The 19,124-nt window shown below is 57.5% G+C and carries 14 protein-coding genes; 7 read left to right on the forward strand and 7 right to left on the reverse strand.

The annotated features are described in order from the left end of the window. The first annotated feature begins 1 nt into the window (after position 1). From cobN to cobD, 5 genes are read left to right on the forward strand one after another with little or no spacing between them, the layout of a single operon-like run. Positions 2 to 3,355, forward strand: coding sequence for a cobaltochelatase subunit CobN (cobN, locus tag B3759_RS04895; RefSeq protein WP_291364168.1), 3,354 nt, complete (start codon positions 2 to 4; stop codon positions 3,353 to 3,355). Positions 3,356 to 3,387: 32 nt separating this feature from the next. After that, positions 3,388 to 4,710 (forward strand): cobyrinate a,c-diamide synthase, encoded by a 1,323-nt coding sequence (locus B3759_RS04900; RefSeq protein WP_291364231.1) that lies wholly within the window; start codon positions 3,388 to 3,390, stop codon positions 4,708 to 4,710. After that, positions 4,707 to 5,315, forward strand: coding sequence for a cob(I)yrinic acid a,c-diamide adenosyltransferase (gene cobO, locus B3759_RS04905; protein ID WP_291364170.1), 609 nt, complete (start codon positions 4,707 to 4,709; stop codon positions 5,313 to 5,315). The genes B3759_RS04900 and cobO overlap by 4 nt, the downstream gene beginning before the upstream one ends. Beyond that, on the forward strand, positions 5,315 to 6,781 hold the full coding sequence (locus B3759_RS04910) for a cobyric acid synthase (protein ID WP_291364172.1): 1,467 nt from the start codon (positions 5,315 to 5,317) through the stop codon (positions 6,779 to 6,781). The genes cobO and B3759_RS04910 overlap by 1 nt, the downstream gene beginning before the upstream one ends. Continuing rightward, positions 6,778 to 7,803, forward strand: a complete 1,026-nt coding sequence (gene cobD, locus B3759_RS04915) for a threonine-phosphate decarboxylase CobD (protein ID WP_291364174.1) — start codon at positions 6,778 to 6,780, stop codon at positions 7,801 to 7,803. The genes B3759_RS04910 and cobD overlap by 4 nt, the downstream gene beginning before the upstream one ends. A 155-nt stretch (positions 7,804 to 7,958) precedes the next feature. Here the strand turns inward: cobD and B3759_RS04920 are convergent, their stop codons facing one another. Both B3759_RS04920 and B3759_RS04925 read right to left on the reverse strand, forming a co-directional pair. After that, entirely contained in the window at positions 7,959 to 9,305 is a 1,347-nt protein-coding gene (locus B3759_RS04920; protein ID WP_291364176.1) for a PQQ-dependent sugar dehydrogenase, read from the reverse strand. Between the two features lie 104 nt (positions 9,306 to 9,409). Continuing rightward, entirely contained in the window at positions 9,410 to 11,596 is a 2,187-nt protein-coding gene (locus B3759_RS04925) for an FUSC family protein (RefSeq protein WP_291364178.1), read from the reverse strand. A gap of 240 nt (positions 11,597 to 11,836) precedes the next feature. Between B3759_RS04925 and B3759_RS04930 the strand changes: the two genes are divergently transcribed. Both B3759_RS04930 and B3759_RS04935 read left to right on the forward strand, forming a co-directional pair. Beyond that, positions 11,837 to 12,178: a YidB family protein gene (locus tag B3759_RS04930; RefSeq protein WP_291364180.1), complete on the forward strand. Its 342-nt coding sequence runs from the start codon at positions 11,837 to 11,839 to the stop codon at positions 12,176 to 12,178. Positions 12,179 to 12,208: 30 nt separating this feature from the next. Beyond that, positions 12,209 to 12,721, forward strand: coding sequence for a hypothetical protein (locus B3759_RS04935; RefSeq protein WP_291364182.1), 513 nt, complete (start codon positions 12,209 to 12,211; stop codon positions 12,719 to 12,721). Positions 12,722 to 12,792: 71 nt separating this feature from the next. Here B3759_RS04935 and B3759_RS04940 read toward each other — a convergent pair whose 3' ends face one another. From B3759_RS04940 to cysQ, 5 genes are all read right to left on the reverse strand, one after another. Beyond that, positions 12,793 to 14,310, reverse strand: a complete 1,518-nt coding sequence (locus tag B3759_RS04940) for a replicative DNA helicase (protein ID WP_291364184.1) — start codon at positions 14,308 to 14,310, stop codon at positions 12,793 to 12,795. Positions 14,311 to 14,667: 357 nt separating this feature from the next. Then, on the reverse strand, positions 14,668 to 16,095 hold the full coding sequence (locus B3759_RS04945) for an FAD-binding oxidoreductase (RefSeq protein ID WP_291364186.1): 1,428 nt from the start codon (positions 16,093 to 16,095) through the stop codon (positions 14,668 to 14,670). A 242-nt stretch (positions 16,096 to 16,337) separates the two neighbouring features. Continuing rightward, positions 16,338 to 16,880, reverse strand: coding sequence for a hypothetical protein (locus tag B3759_RS04950; protein ID WP_291364188.1), 543 nt, complete (start codon positions 16,878 to 16,880; stop codon positions 16,338 to 16,340). Continuing rightward, the gene (locus B3759_RS04955; protein ID WP_291364190.1) at positions 16,877 to 17,899 is read right to left on the reverse strand and encodes an L-threonylcarbamoyladenylate synthase; all 1,023 of its coding nucleotides are present in this window, start codon (positions 17,897 to 17,899) and stop codon (positions 16,877 to 16,879) included. Before B3759_RS04955 ends, B3759_RS04950 begins: the two co-directional genes overlap by 4 nt. A 181-nt stretch (positions 17,900 to 18,080) precedes the next feature. Further along, the gene (cysQ, locus tag B3759_RS04960; protein WP_291364192.1) at positions 18,081 to 18,872 is read right to left on the reverse strand and encodes a 3'(2'),5'-bisphosphate nucleotidase CysQ; all 792 of its coding nucleotides are present in this window, start codon (positions 18,870 to 18,872) and stop codon (positions 18,081 to 18,083) included. Positions 18,873 to 19,124: the final 252 nt, after the last annotated feature.

Below are 19,124 nucleotides of genomic sequence, written 5' to 3' on the forward strand. Positions count from 1 at the left end.
CATGCACCTGCTTGTCCGGGATCAACTGTCCATCGATGAACAGGACGTGGCCGAAGATCTCGGCCATGCGCCCGCTGACGTCATCGTCCTGTCCTTCACGGACAGCGATCTGCTCTCTCTTGAGCGTGCCTACGAAAGAATGGCGAAACCGGAGTTTTCACTGCGATTGGTGAATCTCGCCCGTCTGCGTCATCCCATGTCGATCGACCTGTATGTCGAGCAGACCATTGCCTATGCGCGGTGCGTAGTGATCCGTCTGCTGGGGGGGCTGGAATACTGGCGGTATGGCGTCGAGGAAGTGACGTCCTGCTGCCGTTCCAAGGAGATTCCGTTTATCCTGCTGCCCGGTGATGATCGGGAAGATATCCAGTTCGCCGCCTGGTCCACCGCAGAAAGTGAAATCTGCTTACGGCTGAGTGGTTTTCTGAAAGAAAGCGGTCCACGCAATACTAATGAAGCCTTGAAACTCATGCGTTATACCGCAGGGTTGGGTGAAGATGACGGCGCATTGCCTGAGGTTCTTCCCGCTGCGGGTATTTACCGGCACGCCCGTAATGATCTCGCATTGCGTGCCTCACTGGTTTTCTACCGGGCGCATCTGCTGTCGGGTGACACAGACGCTATCGATGAACTAGCCGACAGGCTGGAACAGCACGGCATGGCGACCGAAGTCCTGTTTGTCTCATCCCTGAAACAGGCAGACGTCGCAACGTGGGTTGAAGACCGTCTGCTCGCAGCGGCACCCGATATCGTGCTCAATGCGACGGTCTTCGCTGTCAGGGGAGAGGGTATGGTGACATCCCCTCTTGAGGCAGCGGGTGTAACGATTCTTCAGCTTGTACAGCCTGCGTCCACTGAAGGCGCGTGGCGAGAGAGCTTTCGGGGCCTAAGCCAGTCCGATCTGGCCATGCAGATTGTCCTGCCTGAACTGGACGGCCGGATTGCGACCGCTCCCATTTCCTTCAAGGAGGAGGCGACTCCCGGTTATCCGACGCGTCGGAAAGCATGGCGACCGGGGATCGATGCCACGGTGCGGCAGGCTCTGGGATGGGCGCGTCTCGGACATCTCGCTGCAGCAGACAGGAAATTGGCAATCATCCTGTCCGATTATCCCGGAGCAAGTGAGGCAAGTGTCTCAGCACAGGTTGCGCATGCTGTCGGGTTGGACAGCTTTGCCAGTCTGTCCAGTATTCTGGAAATGTTGCGAGATACGGGCTACAACTGTGGTGACTCTGCGAACGCTGATTCTGAGAGATTGGTCTCGACGCTGACGGAAGGAGCAGGATGCGCAGTCTGGTCTCTTTCTGACTACAGAAATCATTTTGAGAATCTGCCTGAGTCTTTTCGTCTGTCGGTCATGGCTGCATGGGGCGAGCCGGAGGACGAGCCGTTATTACGCGATGGTCTGTTTTGTTTCCGCTTTTGCCATTTGGGGAATGTGGTGATCGCCGTGCAGCCGGACCGGGGACGGCATGTGGATCGAAAAACGCAGTATCACGACCCGGATGTGCCGCCATGTCACGGCTATATCGCTTTTTATCTGTGGCTGCGTCTGGTCTGCAAGATTGACGCTATGGTCCATCTAGGGGCGCATGGTACGCTGGAGTGGCTGCCGGGAAAAGCGGTCGCATTGTCCGAAAGCTGCTGCTCGTCTGTCCTGACGGCAGGCATTCCGGTGATCTATCCATTTATTGTCAACAATCCCGGTGAAGCGGCGGCGGCGAAACGACGTCTGGGTGCCGTGACCATCGGACATATGACACCGCCGGTGGTGAAAGCAGGTCTCTCCGGAGATATGGCGGAACTTGAAGCGCTGATCGATGAATATGCAGAAGCCGACGGGATGGATCGTCGTCGTGTGACATTGCTGCGTCGTGATATTCTCAATCGGGCATCCAGCATGGGTGTGCTGGCGGAAAGTGGTGTGCAGTCCGGCGAGGGTGATGAGGCAGAAGCGCTTGCCCGACTGGATGCCTATCTCTGCGACGTAAAGGACCTCCAGATTCGCGATGGGCTGCATGTCTTCGGACAGATGGCTCCAAAAAGTGCTGATCTGGCGAAAACTGTTTCGAATCGCTCCGGTGTTGATGAGAAGAGCGTGATACAGCGCCTCGTTCTCAGCGCTCAGCAGGAGCGTGAATCTTTTCTGGCGGCACTCGAAGGGCGCTTTGTTGAGCCCGGTCCAGCTGGTGCACCGACACGTGGGCGTCTTGATGTCCTGCCCACAGGCAGAAACCTTTTCACAATTGATCCTCGGGCGATTCCAACTCCTATTGCCGTAGAACTGGCTCGTGCGCAGGCAGAGCAGATTTTGACGCGGCATTTGCAGGAGGAAGGCGAGCCGCTGCGTCATTTGGTCATGGATCTGTGGGGATCGGCAAGTTTACGGACTGGTGGAGAGGATCTGGCGCTCGCGCTGCTGTTGATGGGGGTCGAACCGCTATGGGATCGCACCAGTGGCAGGGTCAGTGGGATCGACATTGTTCCCATGCCAGTGCTTGATCGTCCACGTGTCGATGTCACATTGCGTATTTCCGGTTTTTTCCGGGATACCTTCCCAGCACAAATTGGTCTTTTTCGACAAGCCGTTGAAGCTGTTGCTGCGCGCCGGGAAAGTGACGAATGGAATCCGCTCGCCGCAGCTTGTGTAGACAACGCTTCTGTTCCTCCACGTGTTTTCGGGCCCGCACCCGGATCATATGGCACCGGTCTGGAAAATGTCTTGCAGACAGGAAGCTGGACGGAACGTGCTGATCTTGCGAATGCGTATCTTGATGCCAATAGCTGGAGTTATGACAAGGAACAGGCTCAGTTTCAGGGTAATGACGGTCTGAGCCGTCAGATCGGGCAGGCGGATGTTATTCTGCACATACAGGATCATGCCGAAACGGATATTCTGGAAACGTCTGACATGGCTGCGCATGAAGGCGGACTGGCTGCTGTCGCGGCATTTTTCGATAAGAAACCGGTTATGTGGCACGGCGATACATCAGATCCCGATGGCCCGAAACTGCGGAATACAGAGGCAGAAATTGTACGTGTCGTGAGAGGACGACTGACAAATCCCCGTTGGCTGTCAGGGATGCGACGACATGGTTATCGGGGAGCTGCGGAAATGTCGCGTGGAGTGGACGCGCTGGCTGCTTTCGCTGCTACGCTGCCAGTGCGGCTCGATCATCAGTTCGATCTGGTTTTTGACGCGATGCTGGCTGATTCTGACAATGATTCTTTCATAAGAGCAGCGAATCCTGCCGCACATCAGGCTATTCACGATCGACTCAAGGAAATGCTGCGACGGGGGCTGTGGCATCCCCGGAAAAACAGTGCGTATGATAGCTTGAGTGGCCAGGCATGAGCACGATTTCGAAAACTGCTGTGACGGGCATGATGCCGAAGGCTCTCATGATTGCCGCACCGCGGTCTGGTGGCGGAAAAACAACCGTGACTCTGGGATTGCTGGCAGCACTCAGAGAACAAGGTATACGGGTGAGGGGAGCCAAGACAGGACCGGATTATATTGATCCAGCTTTTCATGAAGCTGTGACAGGACAACCAAGTTTCAATCTCGATAGTTGGGCGATGCCCTCGCCCGTGCTTGAAGGATTGCTGTCGAGTGCTTTGCAGGACACGGATCTTTTGATTGTGGAATCCGCCATGGGGCTGTTTGATGGCCTGATGGAGCCGGAAGGAGCACGTGGAGCACCGTCCGACATTGCTGCCCGGTTTGATATTCCTGTTGTGCTTGTGCTCGATGTTTCGGGGCAGGGCCAATCGGCTGGCGCCGTAGCGCATGGATTTGCAACGCTGAATGCGCATGTGCGGATTGCGGGCATTATTCTCAATCAGGTTGCTTCACCGCGTCATCTTGCTATGGCGGCAGGTGCGGTTCAGTCCGCTGGCCTGCCCGTATTGGGTGCGTTTATGAGGGATAAGACGCTGGTGCTGCCTGAACGTCATCTCGGATTGGTGCAGGCACGGGAGCAGTCCGAATTGCACACAGTGCTACATCGTCTGGCGGATCGGACGCTCAAGGCGCTGGATATGGACGCCCTGCTGGCGGTGGCAAAACCACTGTCCGTGGAAACTGCTTCACCGGTTGTGGCTGTGTCGCCTCCCGGACAGCGGATTGCCTTAGCCGATGATGCGGCTTTTTCGTTTTTTTACGGACATATCGCACAGAGTTGGCGACAAGCCGGTGCGGAAATTGTGCCATTTTCACCGTTAGCGGATGAAGTTCCAGATCCGTCGTGCGATGTATGCTGGTTGTCAGGAGGGTATCCTGAATTACATGCTGGAGTCTTATCATCATCCAGAAACTTTCATCATAGATTGAGAAAGTTTGCAGAATCCCGCCCTGTTCATGGTGAGTGTGGTGGGTTCATGGTGCTGGGAAAGGCGCTGGAAGATGCGCAAGGCATCCTTCATCCGATGGCTGGTCTGCTTGGGCATGTCACTAGTTTTGCAAAACGAAAGATCAATCTGGGCTACCGTGAAGCTGTGCTACGCGCATCCTGTGCACTGGGAGAAGCAGGAACACGTTTTCGGGGACATGAGTTTCATTACGCCCAAGTGACTGATCCCGGTTCAGATCAGCCTCTCGTAAATCTTTTTGATGGAACCGGGAAAGAGCTTGGGCCAGCCGGCGGGCAGCGTGGTCTGGTCTCGGGTTCGTATTTTCATGTGATGGCAGAATGGGAAAAACAAGCATGACTGATGAGGCAGACAACCAGCGACATCAGATGAAGATGCAGCGACGCAAGGAAGTGCAGGATCAGGAAGTTGCTGAAAAGACCATTGAAAAAGGTCTTCTCGCCATCAATACAGGCCCGGGGAAAGGGAAGTCGACAGCAGCGTTCGGTCTGGCCTTGCGGATGCTGGGGCGCGGCAAGCGGGTTGTTGTGGTTCAGTTTATCAAGGGAGCCTGGTCCACAGGCGAGAAAATCGCACTTGAGCGGTTTGATGATCTTCTTGAATGGCACACGCTTGGCGAAGGTTTTACGTGGGAAACACAGGATAGAAGCAGGGATATTGCGGCGGCAGTTCGTGCGTGGGATGTCGCTCGCAAAGCGTTGCGTCGCGAAGATGTGGGGCTGGTTGTCTTGGACGAACTGAATATCGCCTTACGTTATGATTATCTGCCGCTGGAAATGGTGCTTGAGGATCTCGCGGCGCGTCCGACCATGCAGCATGTGGTGATAACCGGCCGTAACGCTCCGGCTTCTCTGGTGGAAGCTGCTGATCTGGTCACGGAGATGACGCTTGTGAAGCATCATTTCAAGGCGGGTGTGAAAGCGCAGGAAGGTATCGAATTCTGATGGCGCGTGCGCTGATGTTTCAGGGAACTGGCTCTAGTGTCGGCAAGTCCGTGCTGGTGGCAGGCCTCGCCCGGGTGCTGACCCGGCGAGGTTTGCGTGTGCGCCCCTTCAAACCTCAGAACATGTCCAACAATGCTGCGGTCACTGCTGATGGTGGTGAAATTGGAAGAGCACAGGCATTGCAGGCGCGGGGTTGTGGTGTGCCGCCAACCGTAGATATGAATCCTGTGTTGCTGAAACCGCAGAGTGAAATTGGTGCACAGCTTGTTGTTCGGGGAAAGGTTCAGCGAGCTTTTCAGGCGAAGGAATATGCTTCGATCAAACCTACACTGATGCCTGAGGTGCTCGACGCATTTTACGGATTGACCGATCAGGCGGATATCGTTCTGGTGGAAGGGGCCGGGTCTGCTTCCGAAATCAATCTACGTGCACATGACATTGCCAATATGGGCTTTGCGCAGGCGGCGGATATGGATGTCGTGCTGGTCGGCGATATTGACCGGGGTGGGGTCATAGCCAGTCTTGTGGGAACGAAGGCTGTTTGTGATGCAAAAGACTCTGACCGTATCAAGGGGTTTATTGTAAACCGGATGCGTGGCGATCCATTGTTGTTTGCTGATGGCATGGATTTTATTGCTGATAGGACAGGGTGGGAAGCACTTGGTCTGGTCCCGCACTGTGATGCCGTGCGTGCTCTGCCTGCAGAAGATGCTGCCGATTTGCAGACGGTTTCCAAACGCGGCGCACGGGTCAGAGTTGCCGTGCCGCATATGCCCTGCATCGCCAACTTCGATGATCTTGACCCATTGAATGCGATGCCTGACGTGGACCTGTTGATTGTTGAACCCGGTCAGCCACTTCCCGTTTGCGATCTTGTTATTCTGCCCGGATCGAAAGCGACCATTTCTGATCTGGAGTTTTTTAGAAATCATGGATGGGATGTAGATCTTGCCGGACATGTCCGACGGAAAGGGGCTGTTCTGGGAATCTGTGGTGGCTACCAGATGTTGGGGCAGTTGATTTCTGATCCTGACGGCGTGGAAGGAAGCGTGACTGAAACAGCGGGTTTGGGTTTGCTGGATGTGACGACACGTCTGACGCTGGATAAGCAGCTTGTCGAAGTGGAGGGACTGCTTCTCCCTGAAAAAGTTCCTGTCAGTGGCTATGAAATTCACATGGGGCGAACAACAGGTGCCGCATGTGAACGACCATTTGCGTCAATAGCTGGGCAGAATCAAGGGGCCTGTTCGGCAGATGGTCGTATATGGGGAACCTATCTGCATGGGGTGCTGTCCAATGGTGCAGCAAGACAGGCTTTGCTCAACAGGATCGGGCTGGATACGGGCCCATTGAGAGATCACAATGAGGACGTGGAAGAAGCTCTGGATTCTTGGGCTGATCATCTCGAAAAGCATGTTGATATCGGAGCGTTGCTGGCATTGGCTCGTGTAGTGAAAAGACCATGACTGTTCTGCCAGAAATCCCTGAGCATGGCGGACAGGTTGAACTGGTCATGCGGGCATTTCCAGAGGCTCTAGAGCCATTTATTGATCTCTCGACGGGTATCAGCCCTTATCCCTATCCATTCGGAGAAGTGCAGCAAACTGATCTGGTCCGTCTTCCTGAGCACGGAGAAGAAACAAGACTGATTGATGCGGCCATGCAGGCATACGGCGTACAGTCGTCAAAGCTTGTTGTTACTGGTCCGGGAACGCAGCTTCTGATTTCTCTGCTTCCTTATGTGCTGAAAAGCAGACAGGTCATTGTGCTCGGTCCCACTTACAGTGGCCATGCGACAGCATGGCGCAATGCTGGTTCTGATGTTCATACTGTCAATGAGATTGAGAGATTCAGGGAAGAAACAGCGCAGCCGGGTCGTGTTGGTATTCTATGCAATCCGAACAATCCGGATGGACGTTGTCACGATCCGCTGACTCTTCTGGCTTTGGCCGAACGTTGCACGCGTGTGGGAAGTCATTTGATTATCGATGAAGCCTATGCTGATTTTGAAAATCATATCAGCGTAGCTCCCTATCTTCCACATCCTGCCTTGAGTGTTCTGAGATCTTTCGGAAAAACTTATGGTCTTCCCGGCATTCGGTTGGGCTTTTTGCTGACTGCGGAAACTCTGGCTGAGCGTATGAGGGGTATGCTTGGCGCATGGGCCGTGGGAACGGCTGCGATTACCATAGGGTGCAAGGCTCTGAATGATCGGGAATGGCTGGATCAACAGAAAACAAAACTTGTCTGTGATATGCAAAGATTTTTGAGCCTTTGTCGGAAAAGAGATATTTCTGTTGTCGGACATACCAGCTTGTTTGCTCTTGCCAGAAGCAATGAAGCGCCCGACTTATGGGCTCATTTATGTAAGCAGGGTATTGTTACACGATCTTTTTCAGAAAGGCTGACTGATATTCGATTTGGATTGCCTCGTTCGGAAGCTGGATGGCAGAGGCTGGAGCATGCTTTTAAAACGTGGTGCTCATAATAGAGAGTCACTTTTCAGAGTTTTCCGTCGGCAACAAAAGTTTTTTGGAAAATCCTTTTATAATTTTCTCTGAACCCCCAAGAAAAATTAGGCTGATTGTTCTTGAGTGGGAGAGCGTTTCGCAACGGAACCACTCTCCCCACCGAAACGCTCTATTACTGAGCAGACGTTGCGGTCACCCGCCAGACCGCGTTCCCGACATCATCTGCCACCAGCAGCGCACCATCCTTGTCCAGCGCAAGGCCAACCGGGCGTCCATACACATGATCTTCGTCACCCGTCAGAAAGCCGGTGAGAACATCCTTGGGTGCGCCAGAAGGTTTTCCATTCTCAAAAGGCACATAGATCACCTTGTAGCCACTTTTGGGCCGTCGGTTCCATGAGCCGTGCTGGGCAATGAACAGTCCACTACGCCAGTCGGTTGGCAACGCCTGAGCATCCATAGCAAAGGCAACGCCGAGAGAGGCTGTGTGTGGGCAGATTGCGTAATCGGGGACAATAGCCTGTGTGACCAGTGATGGATTTTCAGGTTTCACACGAGCGTCGACATGCTGACCGTAATAGCTGTAAGGCCAGCCGTAAAATCCGCCCTCTTTTACTGCTGTGATATAGTCAGGCACCAGATCGCTGCCGATTTCATCTCGTTCATTGACCGCAACCCAGAGAGCGCCGGTTTGCGGCTCCCATGCCAGTCCATTGGGATTGCGCAGACCCGTGGCGTAGGGAGTCAGAGTGCGGCTTGCGAGATCCAGATGCAGGATGCGCGCTCGGTCCTTTTCCGCTTCCATGCCGTTTTCCGCGACATTGCTGTTTGATCCCACCGTGACGAACAGGGACTGTCCATCGGGGGCGGCCAGAATGTTCTTGGTCCAGTGGTGATTATATCCCGACGGAAGGTCGACAATCTTCTCGCCCGGTTCGCTGATATGGGTTTCGCCCTCGTGATAAGGGAAGCGCATGATCGCATCGGCATTGGCGACATAGAGATCGTTTCCGATCAGCGCCATCCCGAACGGGGAGTGGAGATGTTCAAGAAACACCTCGTGCGTATCAGCCTGTCCTGACTGCCTGGAATCTCTCAGCAGGATGATCCTGTCGGGACTTTTGCCACCGGCTCCGGCTTTTTTCATGAAGAAGTTGGCAAAGACACTTTTGACAGAGTTTGCATCCGTGCCCGGCGATTCGGATTCGGCCACCAGAATGTCACCGTTGGGCAATTTGTAGAGCCAGCGTGGATGGTCCAGACCGGTTGCATACGGCGTGACCGTCAGACCAGCCGCTGCGACAGGATGAGCATTGTTCTGCCATCCGACAGGTGAGGCGACATTGATTGTGGGAACCAGTCTCGGGTCGGGAGCGGGCAGCGTGGGCCGGGGGCCTGTGCCTTCCGCCACGGGCAACGTCGCCCGCTCATTCTGAAGGACAGTTTTCCAGAGACCGCCCCCAATCAGGACGATGACGACGGCGCCCCCGAGCCCGTAAATCCAGGTCTTTCGTGACATGCTCTTTTCCTTTTTGCACCAGACCGCGCTGATATCGGACAGGTTCAACGCCCGGAAAAAGAGGATGTTTTACGGAGAGAGATAATTTTGATGGAAAAAGAGGCTCACACCTTGAAACGCTTGGAGGCGTCAAGGAAGACGCGATTGGCATCCAGCTCATGTGAGACGACGATCAGATAGGCGATAGCGCGCGTCAGCTCGATGCGTGTGGTGATATTTTCTTCTCGCCCTTCAATCTGGCGAAGAATGGCTGTAGCGCGGCGGGCAGTCGTGGAAGCCCGGTTATAGTTGCCGGTGAACTGGCTCATCCGGTTCAGCGTCGCCTGCACGGCCTGTCGTGCCTGCGGTGGGAGCTGGTTACGGGCCTGAACATTGCGCAGACGGATGATGTTGAGGCCAATGGTCATGGCGGCCAGCGTGCCCTGCAGATAACCCTCGATGGTGGGGGAGGGCGTAGGGCCGGCATGCCGGATGACGCGAGCGAATCGATCGATGTTTCGACCGGTCCAGTCCTGTGTCAGCGGAATCGGTTGGGCCGCGGCCAGCGTACGCAGATCCTGCAGCATGGTTCTCCGCATCCGCCAGCGTTCATCGGCCGCATTGAAAGGCAGCACGAGACGGAAGATCGCCACCGCAAAAGCGACACCCAGCAGGACAGCGCCCGTCGAGTTGAACCAGCCGATCTCGTTCCAGCGCCCCTGATTCCATGTGTGCACGAAGTTCGGGAGAAGCAGCGTGTAAGCCGCGGCATGAAGCGCCGTAGAGGCATTGCGGGCGGCGAGTCCGCCAGCGACGCTCGGGATGAACATGGCGGCGATCAGCATCTCGTATTCCGACATGCGGGGGATCAGCAGAAAGACGAGGAAGAACGAGACAACGGCGGCCCAGATGCCGCCCTTGAGGAAGTTGGACGTGGCGAGAACAGGATTCTCTCTTGTGGCGAACAGGCCACAGACCAGTGTCACGAATGTCACAAACCCGAGGCCGGTCGGCCATGCAGTGATTTCCCACAGCAGAGCGGATGCCACAGTCGCGGCGGCGGCCCGCACGCCATTATAGGCGGCCTCACGCCAGTCGCGGTGGGACTGGAGCCGGAAACGGAAATGGTCGCCGGGAATGACGGTGTGGCTGGCCTTGAACTCCGCCAGCGCGATATCGAGTTCCGCCAGCAACTCATCCAGTGCGTTATGCAGAATGCGTTGATCCAGCAGTCCCGGAATGCGCGGATCTTTGGCCGTGCGGTCGCCAATCGCGATTTCTTCAGTCAGGGCGTCGACGATACGCTGGCGACATTCGGCCCGCAGCAATGACAGGTCATGCCGGACAAGTTCGACATTTTCATCCGTATCAAGACGGGGTGGCACGGTCTCCAGAAAGGTCCGGGTCAGGAGCGCCGTCTGATCGAAGACTGGCTGGGCCCGGTCCAGCGACTGGAGTCTGACCGTCATGCCGAGACCTCGTGACAGCAGAACGGACACGGCGGCGAGGGCGGCGCGAGCGTGATCGCCCTCATGACCATGCGGACCCATTTCGACTTCACTGAATTCGATCTGGTCGTTGATCGACAGAAGGGGGCCGAACAGGGTGCGTGACCGGATCAGGGCGGCCTGATTCCCTTCCAGAAGACTCGAGATGGCCTCCGAGACGCTTGTCAGCGCACTCCGCAGTTTCGTGCGAATGTTGGAACGCGCCGTGGCGGCGAGATTATGCGCGAAAAGCCCGGCCAGAAGGGCTTCGCAAGTGATGCCGAGAATGATGTAGGTGGCGCGGGACATGGCCACCATGAAGACGTTTTCAGGATCGTTGACGGCACCCAGCGCGATGATGGCCGTGGTGTAGCCCGCGAGAACGAGTGCGTAGGACCGGAAGTTATGGACCAGCGTGGCCAGCGCGCAGCACACGCCGAGCCAGATGGCGAGCGCCGGGAAAAACAGCCACGGATATTGCGGGAACGCAGAGATCAGAGTGATCGACATGATCACGCCGATGGCGGTTCCGACGATACGCCAGCGGGATTTTGAGAGACTTTCGCCGCGGGAGCCCTGCGCCACGATCCAGACGGTCATGGCCGCCCATTGCGGGTCGTCCAGTTCCATCCACATGGCGATGACCAGCGCCAGCATGGCGGCTACGGTCGTACGGACCGCAAACCCCAAGGCTGCCGGAGTGGGAGCATACAACCAGCGAAACGCGTTGTTCCGTGTCTCTCCCGGCTGCCTTATTGGACGCAAATGGCTCAGGAAAGGAACGCGCTTGATCAGAAAGAGTGGAATTCCGGGAAGCGCGGGCACGGTTTTGCCTGAAACAGAGAACGGGAAGAGGGATTATGGATAACGAAACTTTGCCCCGTGTCTTGTAGGGCTGGCCGCATATCAGACATTTCCATTGCGAAATCCTGTCCCGGATGGGGTTTGTGACCATAACGCAGCTGTGATCTGTCGCCAATGCATGCGAAGTGGAGTAACATTCGGGAGCTGGCAGGGTTGCGCTTCCAGCAGCGGTGTCTTCGTGCGGAACAGGGAGCTTACTCAATGAGTGTTTTTGATAATCTTGTCGACAAGGTCAGCAGTGCGCTTGGAGTGGATCTCCATGAGAAACTGAGCGGACAGATCCAGACGCTTCTGCAGCCGGAAATGATCCAGAATATCGTTGCCAAGGCTGACGAGGCCGGACTGGGCGACAAGGTGCGCTCGTGGATCGGTAAGGGTGACAATCTGCCGGTTACCCCGGATGAGATTCGCCAGATTTTGGGTAATTCCGAAGTGCAGGCGCTGGTGTCGCGCACCGGTCTGCCGGCTGAGACGCTGCTGCCCGCGCTGTCTCACTTCCTTCCGCAGGCTGTCGACAAGAAGACTCCCGAAGGCGAAGCCTGAGAAAGAAGCAGGTGTTGCGAGAGGCATGAGATGACAGTCGGCGAAGGTATAACCCGGGTAGATCTCTGGATTCTGGATCGGGTCTTTCAGCCGCTGGCGGATCGCCTGCCGGAACGACTCCCCGCTTTCGAAGTGGGGATGAGTCTCCTGTTCGGCTCTCTCATGCTGTCGGGAGCGGCGACGGCGGCAATGATCTTTCTGCTGGGCATGGACCCGTTCAGCGCCATGTTCGACATTCTGATCTGGGTTCTCTGGGTGTCGTTCTATCTTGGCGTCAACCGGGTCCGCTCTCTGGTCAGACCCGGTTTCGTCAATCCCCTGCGGGCCATGTTTCTCGGTCTGAGACCGATCTCTGTGGTGTTTCTGATCTACTCTGCCTGGCAGGGTTCAACCGTGGACGCGCATTACACTCTGGCGGCCTGGTTCAACACTCTGGCCAATGCGACATTCACGATCGGGGTCTATCTGGCGTCGTGCAACGTCAAACCGCCTGAGCAGCAGGCATCGGTCTGGCAGAGGGATTTCGTCGGCGCGCCGGACTAGGGCTTATCGCTCTGAAAGTGTGTTTTGGTGAGGCTTTCTAAAACAGGCTCCCCCAAAAACCCTTACGTCACTTAGCGCCCGTAATCCTCATGCACCGTGTCCAGATCCGCAAAGCGGGTGTACTGGCCTTCGAAGTAAAGCTGCACGGTGCCAGTCGGTCCATGACGCTGTTTCTCAAGGATCAGTTCCGCCTTGTTATGGACAAGCTCCATCTTGCGGCCCCAGTCTTCAAGCGCCGCCTGATATTTATCCGACGAGTCATAGGCCGTTTCTTTCGGCTCACGCTGCTGGAGATAGTATTCGTCACGATAGACGAACATCACGGCGTCGGCGTCCTGCTCAATCGAGCCTGATTCACGCAGATCGGACAGCATCGGGCGCTTGTCTTCGCGGCTTTCCACCTGACGGGAAAGCTGGGACAGCGCGATGACAGGAACTTCCAGTTCCTTGGCAATGGCTTTCAGGCCCTGGGTGATCATCGAGATTTCGAGCACGCGGTTGTCCGGACGTGTGCCGACGGCGGGCCGCATGAGCTGGAGGTAATCGACCACGACAAGGCTCAGCCCCTTGGTCCGTTTCAGGCGGCGGCAGCGCGTGCGCATGGCCGACAGCGAGATGGCAGGAGTGTCGTCGATGACCAGTGGAAGCTGGGTCAGTTCACGACTGACGCGCACGAACCGGTCGAATTCCTTCTGCCCGATGTCGCCGCGACGGATGCGCTCACCGGAGACTTCGGCCTGCTCGGAGAGAATACGTGTGGCGAGCTGTTCGGACGACATTTCGAGTGAGAAGATCGCGACAGCCCCTTCCGGCTGCACGCCTTCACCTTTTTCGCGAGCAGCGTTCAACAGGGCGCGGGCGGCGGAGAAAGCGATCTTGGTGGCGAGCGCGGTCTTGCCCATGGCGGGACGACCGGCGAGGATCAGCAGATCGGACGGATGCAGACCGCCAGTCTTCTTGTCGAAGTCGCGCAGGCCGGAGGTGAGTCCGGACACATCACCTTCATTACGGAAGGCTTTTTCGGCGGTTTCGATGGCGGAGGCGAGCGCCCGGTCGAAGCCGGTGAAACCGCCGTCTTGTCCCTTGTCGGTAGCCAGCCGGAAAAGCTGTTCCTCACCGGCGGCGATCTGATCCTGCCCGCCGAGGTCGGTGCTGCCGAAGGCGCTGTTGACGATCGTCTCGCCGATATCGATCAGCTGACGGCGAATCCATGCGTCCTGAATCGCCCGGCCATAGTCGCCAGCGTTGATGATACCGACCGTCGCCGTCAGCAGTCGGGCGAGGTAGGGGAGGCCGCCGACCTCATCAAGGATGCCCGAATTTTCCAGCGTGGCGCGTAGCGTGACCGGATCGGCCAGCATGCCGGCCTCAATGCGCTTGGCGATGGCGTCATAGATCGCGCCGTTCACCCGGTTGGCGAAATGCGCGCCGGTCAGGAAGTCCGAGACGCGGTCATAGGCCTTGTTGTTGGTCAGCAGTGCGCCAAGGAGCGCCTGTTCGGCGTCCACATTGGAGGGCGGCTGACGCAGCGAAACACCAAGGAGTGCGCCGTCAGCGGGAGGAGCGGGTGCGATGGAAGAGTCGGTCATTGTCACGCTGACTGTTTATCATTCCAGAGAGAGGGCGGACAGTCCCGAGAGGTAAGGAGCGTTGGATCGGATGAAGGTCGTTGCCGGAAACAGAAGAAATTCCGGAAGACCGCATTGATCATTTTGCGGGACTCTGCCCCGTGCTCGCAAAGGAACATAGTCTCTTGGAGCCCGATTTTTTCACAGCAATTTTCTGATAATAAATCAAAAGTTTTTGGGTGCCGCCTTTTTTCAAAAAGCCGGCATTTCCAAAGCTTTTTGAAAAAGCTTTATCAAAAACTTTTTTATGTTGAGTGAGCCATTCTTAAGTCAGAGGAAGGGCTTCCGGTAACCGCAGCCTTCCATGCATCGGGAACATCACGCCGTCGGAAAAATCTTCCCCGGATTCATGATCCCTTCCGGGTCCACCGCGCCCTTGATGCGGCGCATCATGTCCAGTTCCGCACCGCCACGCCAGCTTGGCATCATGTAGGTCTTGAGCTGTCCGACACCGTGTTCGGCGGAGAAGGAACCGCCCAGTTCGCGCACGATGTTCGCCACGGTGTCCATCATCTCGTGATCGCGGGCGAGGAATGCCTTGCCGTCCGCGCCTTCCGGCTGGACGAGATTGAAGTGGATGTTGCCGTCGCCGATATGGCCGAACGGGGCGACGCGGATACCGGGGATCAGCTTTTCGCAGGCCGCGGTGGCGCGGTCGATGAAAGTCGGGATGGCGGATAGAGGTACGGAGACGTCATTCTTCACGGAAGCACCGGCACGCTTCTGCGCATCGGCATGTTCCTCGCGCAGCTTCCAGAAGGCCAGACGCTGCGTCTCGCTTTCCGCCAGCACGGCGTCGCTGACAAGGCCGTCCTCGAAGGCCTTGCCCAGCACTTCTTCCATCAGATCGCGCAGAGCGCCGCCCTCACGTGGACTGGCCAGTTCTACCAGCACATAGGCGGGGGCCGGTTCGGACAGCGGCAGGGAGGCATCGGGGATCAGGGTGTTGACGAGATTCATGCTCAGGCCAGACATGAACTCGAATGCCTGAATGGCGCTTGGCTCCGTGTTGCGGAAGGCCGAGAATAGGGCTAGCGCGCCTTTGGCGTCCGTGACGGCGCAGAGGGCGGCCTCGACGGATTTCGGTTTTGGCTGAAGCTGGAGGATGGCAGTGGTGATCAGACCAAGCGTGCCTTCCGAACCAATGAAAAGCTGGCGCAGCGCGTAGCCGGTGTTGTCCTTGCGCAGACGACGCATCACGTCGAGCACCTGACCGTCTGGTAGCACGGCTTCGAGGCCCAGCACCAGTTCGCGGGCATTGCCGTAACGCACGGTATTGTTGCCGCCCGCATTGGTGGCCAGCACGCCTCCGATCTCCGCCGAACCTTCCGAGGAAATGGACAGGGGTAGCATCAGCCCGGCAGCCGTCGCGGCGTCCTGCGCCGCCTTCAGCGTCACGCCCGCTTCCACGACCATTGTGTTATCGATCGGATCGATCTCGCGCACCTTGTTCATGCGGCTGGTGACGATGACCAGCGCGTGGCCAGTCTCATCCGGCGTCGCGCCACCGACCATGCTGGTGTTGCCGCCCTGCGGTACGACCGGGACATTATGTTCCGCGCACAGTCGCACGGCTTCCGCGCAGGCTTCCGTGCTGGCCGGACGTGCGACGGCGCAGGCCTTGCCGTGGAAAAGGGCGCGCCAGTCCGTCAGGAACGGGGCCATGTCGCTGGCGTCCGTTAGCAGGCCACCGGGACCGAGGGCCTTTTCCAGGGAGGCGAGCAGGGCGGGAGGAAGACTGGTCATGCGGGTTCGTCCGGATAGGGGCCTGATAGGTGTTCTATAATGCGGAAGAACCAAGAACTGAAATCGGGGCTATTCCCTATTCTTTTTTTGAAAAAAATAACCAAAAAACTTTATTAAATCAGTGAGTTGCTTAGTAGCGGCAGCAAACTGTTATCCGAATAAACAAAAGTCTTTTTGCTTCTTTTTCTTCAGAAAAAGATGGAAGCAGCCATCGTCAGCGGGATGAGAGCAAAATCATGCTTCTAATGAAGATAGACAGCATTGGGGACATGATGCGCGGCGGGTTTCAGCGAGTGAAACAACTCGCCGCCCGCGACCCCGGCGATACAGCCGACCAGCAGCACCATGCCGATCAGTCCGAAACGGGTGTGCGTGGCTGACTGTGCGGCCACCAGCAGACTCTGGGTTTCCGCCCGGGCCTGCTGGGTCAGAAACAGTTCCGCCTTGAGAGACGCATTGGTCGCCCGCACGTTGCGCAGCTCCATGTCCAGCTTGTTCAGATTCTCTGAAAGCTCGCGCACACGCTGCCGTTCCAGCTGCACATCGCCAGCCGAGGCTGAACGGGTGGCGCGAGGACGGGGGGGAGCTGTGTTGGCCCGTTTGGGAGGGTTGGGAGCAATGGCCGTGAAGAGATTCTTGAGAGCGCCGCCGGTGATCTTGTTGCGTTGCGCCCGGGCACGCAGGGCGGAAAGAGCGGCTTCAGATTGACCAGTCTGTTCTTCCAGAACCAGAGCCAGAATATCGGAGAGAACTTTCAGCTCTTTCGGATCAAGCGAGTCGCTCATGCGACGTGATGCTCCTGTGACGAGAGGACATCGGAAGCCGGACGCGGGGCGGCTGCACGACCGAGGCGATCACGAATGGCGAGACCGAGACCGGTTTCAGGGATCTGCTGCACGACGATACGTCGACATCCGGCCTGCGTTCCCTGCTGGTCGAGATAACGCAGGCCCGCGAACAGCCGCGAGGCTGCTTCATCCAGACGACTGGTCTCACTGAGATTCCACGTCACGCGTGCGCCATTAAGCGGAGGGCCAAACGCCAGAAGTGCGTCATCGGGCTGCGTTGATTGCACGTCCAGAACCACGGGCAGACCGGGCGCATAGTGCGAGGTCAGCATGCCGGGAGCGACGGGTGCGTTCGGTTCCTGTAGTTCACGATGGCGGTCCACAGGGCCGATGACGGCTTCAATATCCTCGACAGTCACGCCGCCCGGACGGAGCAGACACGGCGTGTCACCGGACAGGTCCAGAATGGTGCTTTCCACGCCGACAGCGCAGGGACCGGTATCAAGGATCGCATCGATACGGCCAGCCAGACCATCCATGACATGCTCGGCGTTGGAAGGGCTGACGGCACCGGAAGGATTGGCGGAAGGAGCCGCGACAGGCCGTCCCACGGCGCGCAGAAGCGCGAGCGCGGTGTCCTGCGCCGGGACACGTACGGCTGCTGTCGGCAGACCGGCGGCGGCGAGGTCACAGATTTCGCCGTCGTCACGACGCTTGAGCACAAGGGTCAGCGGGCCGGGCCAGAAACGATCCGCCAGCTTGCGGGCCAGCGGCGTCGCCACGACATGTCTGAAGGCTGCGTCCGCACTGGGAAAATGACTGATAAGCGGATTGAACCGGGGACGGTTCTTGGCCTCGAAGATGCGGGCTACTGCGAGAGGGTTCGTCGCATCGGCTCCAAGGCCGTAGACCGTCTCCGTTCCGAACGCGACAAGACGACCGTCGCGCAGAAGTTCTGCGGCGCGGATCAGGCCATCGGGCTGCTCTGCGTCATCGGAAACAAGGCGGTCGGTCATACGGCTCCTCAGATGAGGCTGTCGGCTTATCACGGAATGGCGACAAACGGCCAGTTTGGATTTTAGGCCTTTATTGCCCCGGCGCGCGTTCTTTTCCCATCCTGCCGGGACCATGGTTGTCACCCAACCAGGCCATCTTGCGACAGGAAAACTGGCGGTGGAGCATGACCGCTCCGTTGCTTCAGTCGCCAAGGTCGCCCGTGCAGACAAAGAACGGGTTTTTCCAGCCGGGCTTGCTGTATCGGAGGGGGCCGCTGCCATCGAGCAGCATGACCTTGCCGCCCGCAGCCTCCACAATCGCCTGAGGTGCCGCCGTGTCCCATTCCATTGTCGGCCCGAGACGCGGATAGAAATCCGCCACACCTTCGGCCACGCGGACAAACTTCACGGCCGAGCCGATATTGCCCAGCGAGGCGATGGGGCGTTCACCCAGAAACTTCGCCAGAGCCGGATCGTCGCCATGATGACGGGAGGCAAGGACCGCCAGCCCGTCCTTTGGTGCCTTGCGGACGTGGATTGCGTGCTCGCCCTCGGCGTCATAGCGGGTCGCGCCCAGCCCTTCCCCGCCGGTGTAGAACTGTCCGTAAGCAGGGAGGGCCATAGCGCCCAGCACCGCCCGGTCATCCCGCACCAGTCCGATATTCACCGTGAAGTCGTCCCGTCCGGCGGCGAATTCCCGTGTGCCGTCAAGCGGATCGACCAGCCAGTATTCCGTGCCGCCTTTCACGCGGATTCCCGCCGCCATCTCTTCTTCCGCAATTACCGGAATATGCGGGGCAGCAGCACGCAGTCCGGCCAGAATATGCTTCTCCGCCGCCTGATCGGCTTCCGTCACCGGGGAGCGGTCCGACTTCGTGGTGGTCACGAAGCCCTTGGCCCGGATGGCGTTGATAATGTCGCTGGCCTCACGGGCGAGACGAAGAGCGAGGGCGAGGAGCGCGGCGTCAGAGACCGGAGAGTTGGAAAGCGTCATTCCTCTTTCTTACTCCACAGAAGTGAAGGCGCAATTGATTATCTGGTGACCTCTGATCTGAACCTGTCACCCTGTTGCGAGCAGGAAACGATCCGGCGACGCAGCCGTTGCTGGAGGGATGTCTGTTTTTTGCGTGGGAGCATCCATTCAGTCGCGGACAGCGAGAACACCGGTTCCTGTCCACGTCGTATGTATCGACTTTGGGGCGGATGGTTTGTGTGACGTTTTTCAGGGCTTTGCCCCGAACCCCAC

Source organism: Acetobacter sp. UBA5411 (assembly GCF_002409645.1).
In the GTDB taxonomy this organism is placed as follows: domain Bacteria; phylum Pseudomonadota; class Alphaproteobacteria; order Acetobacterales; family Acetobacteraceae; genus Acetobacter.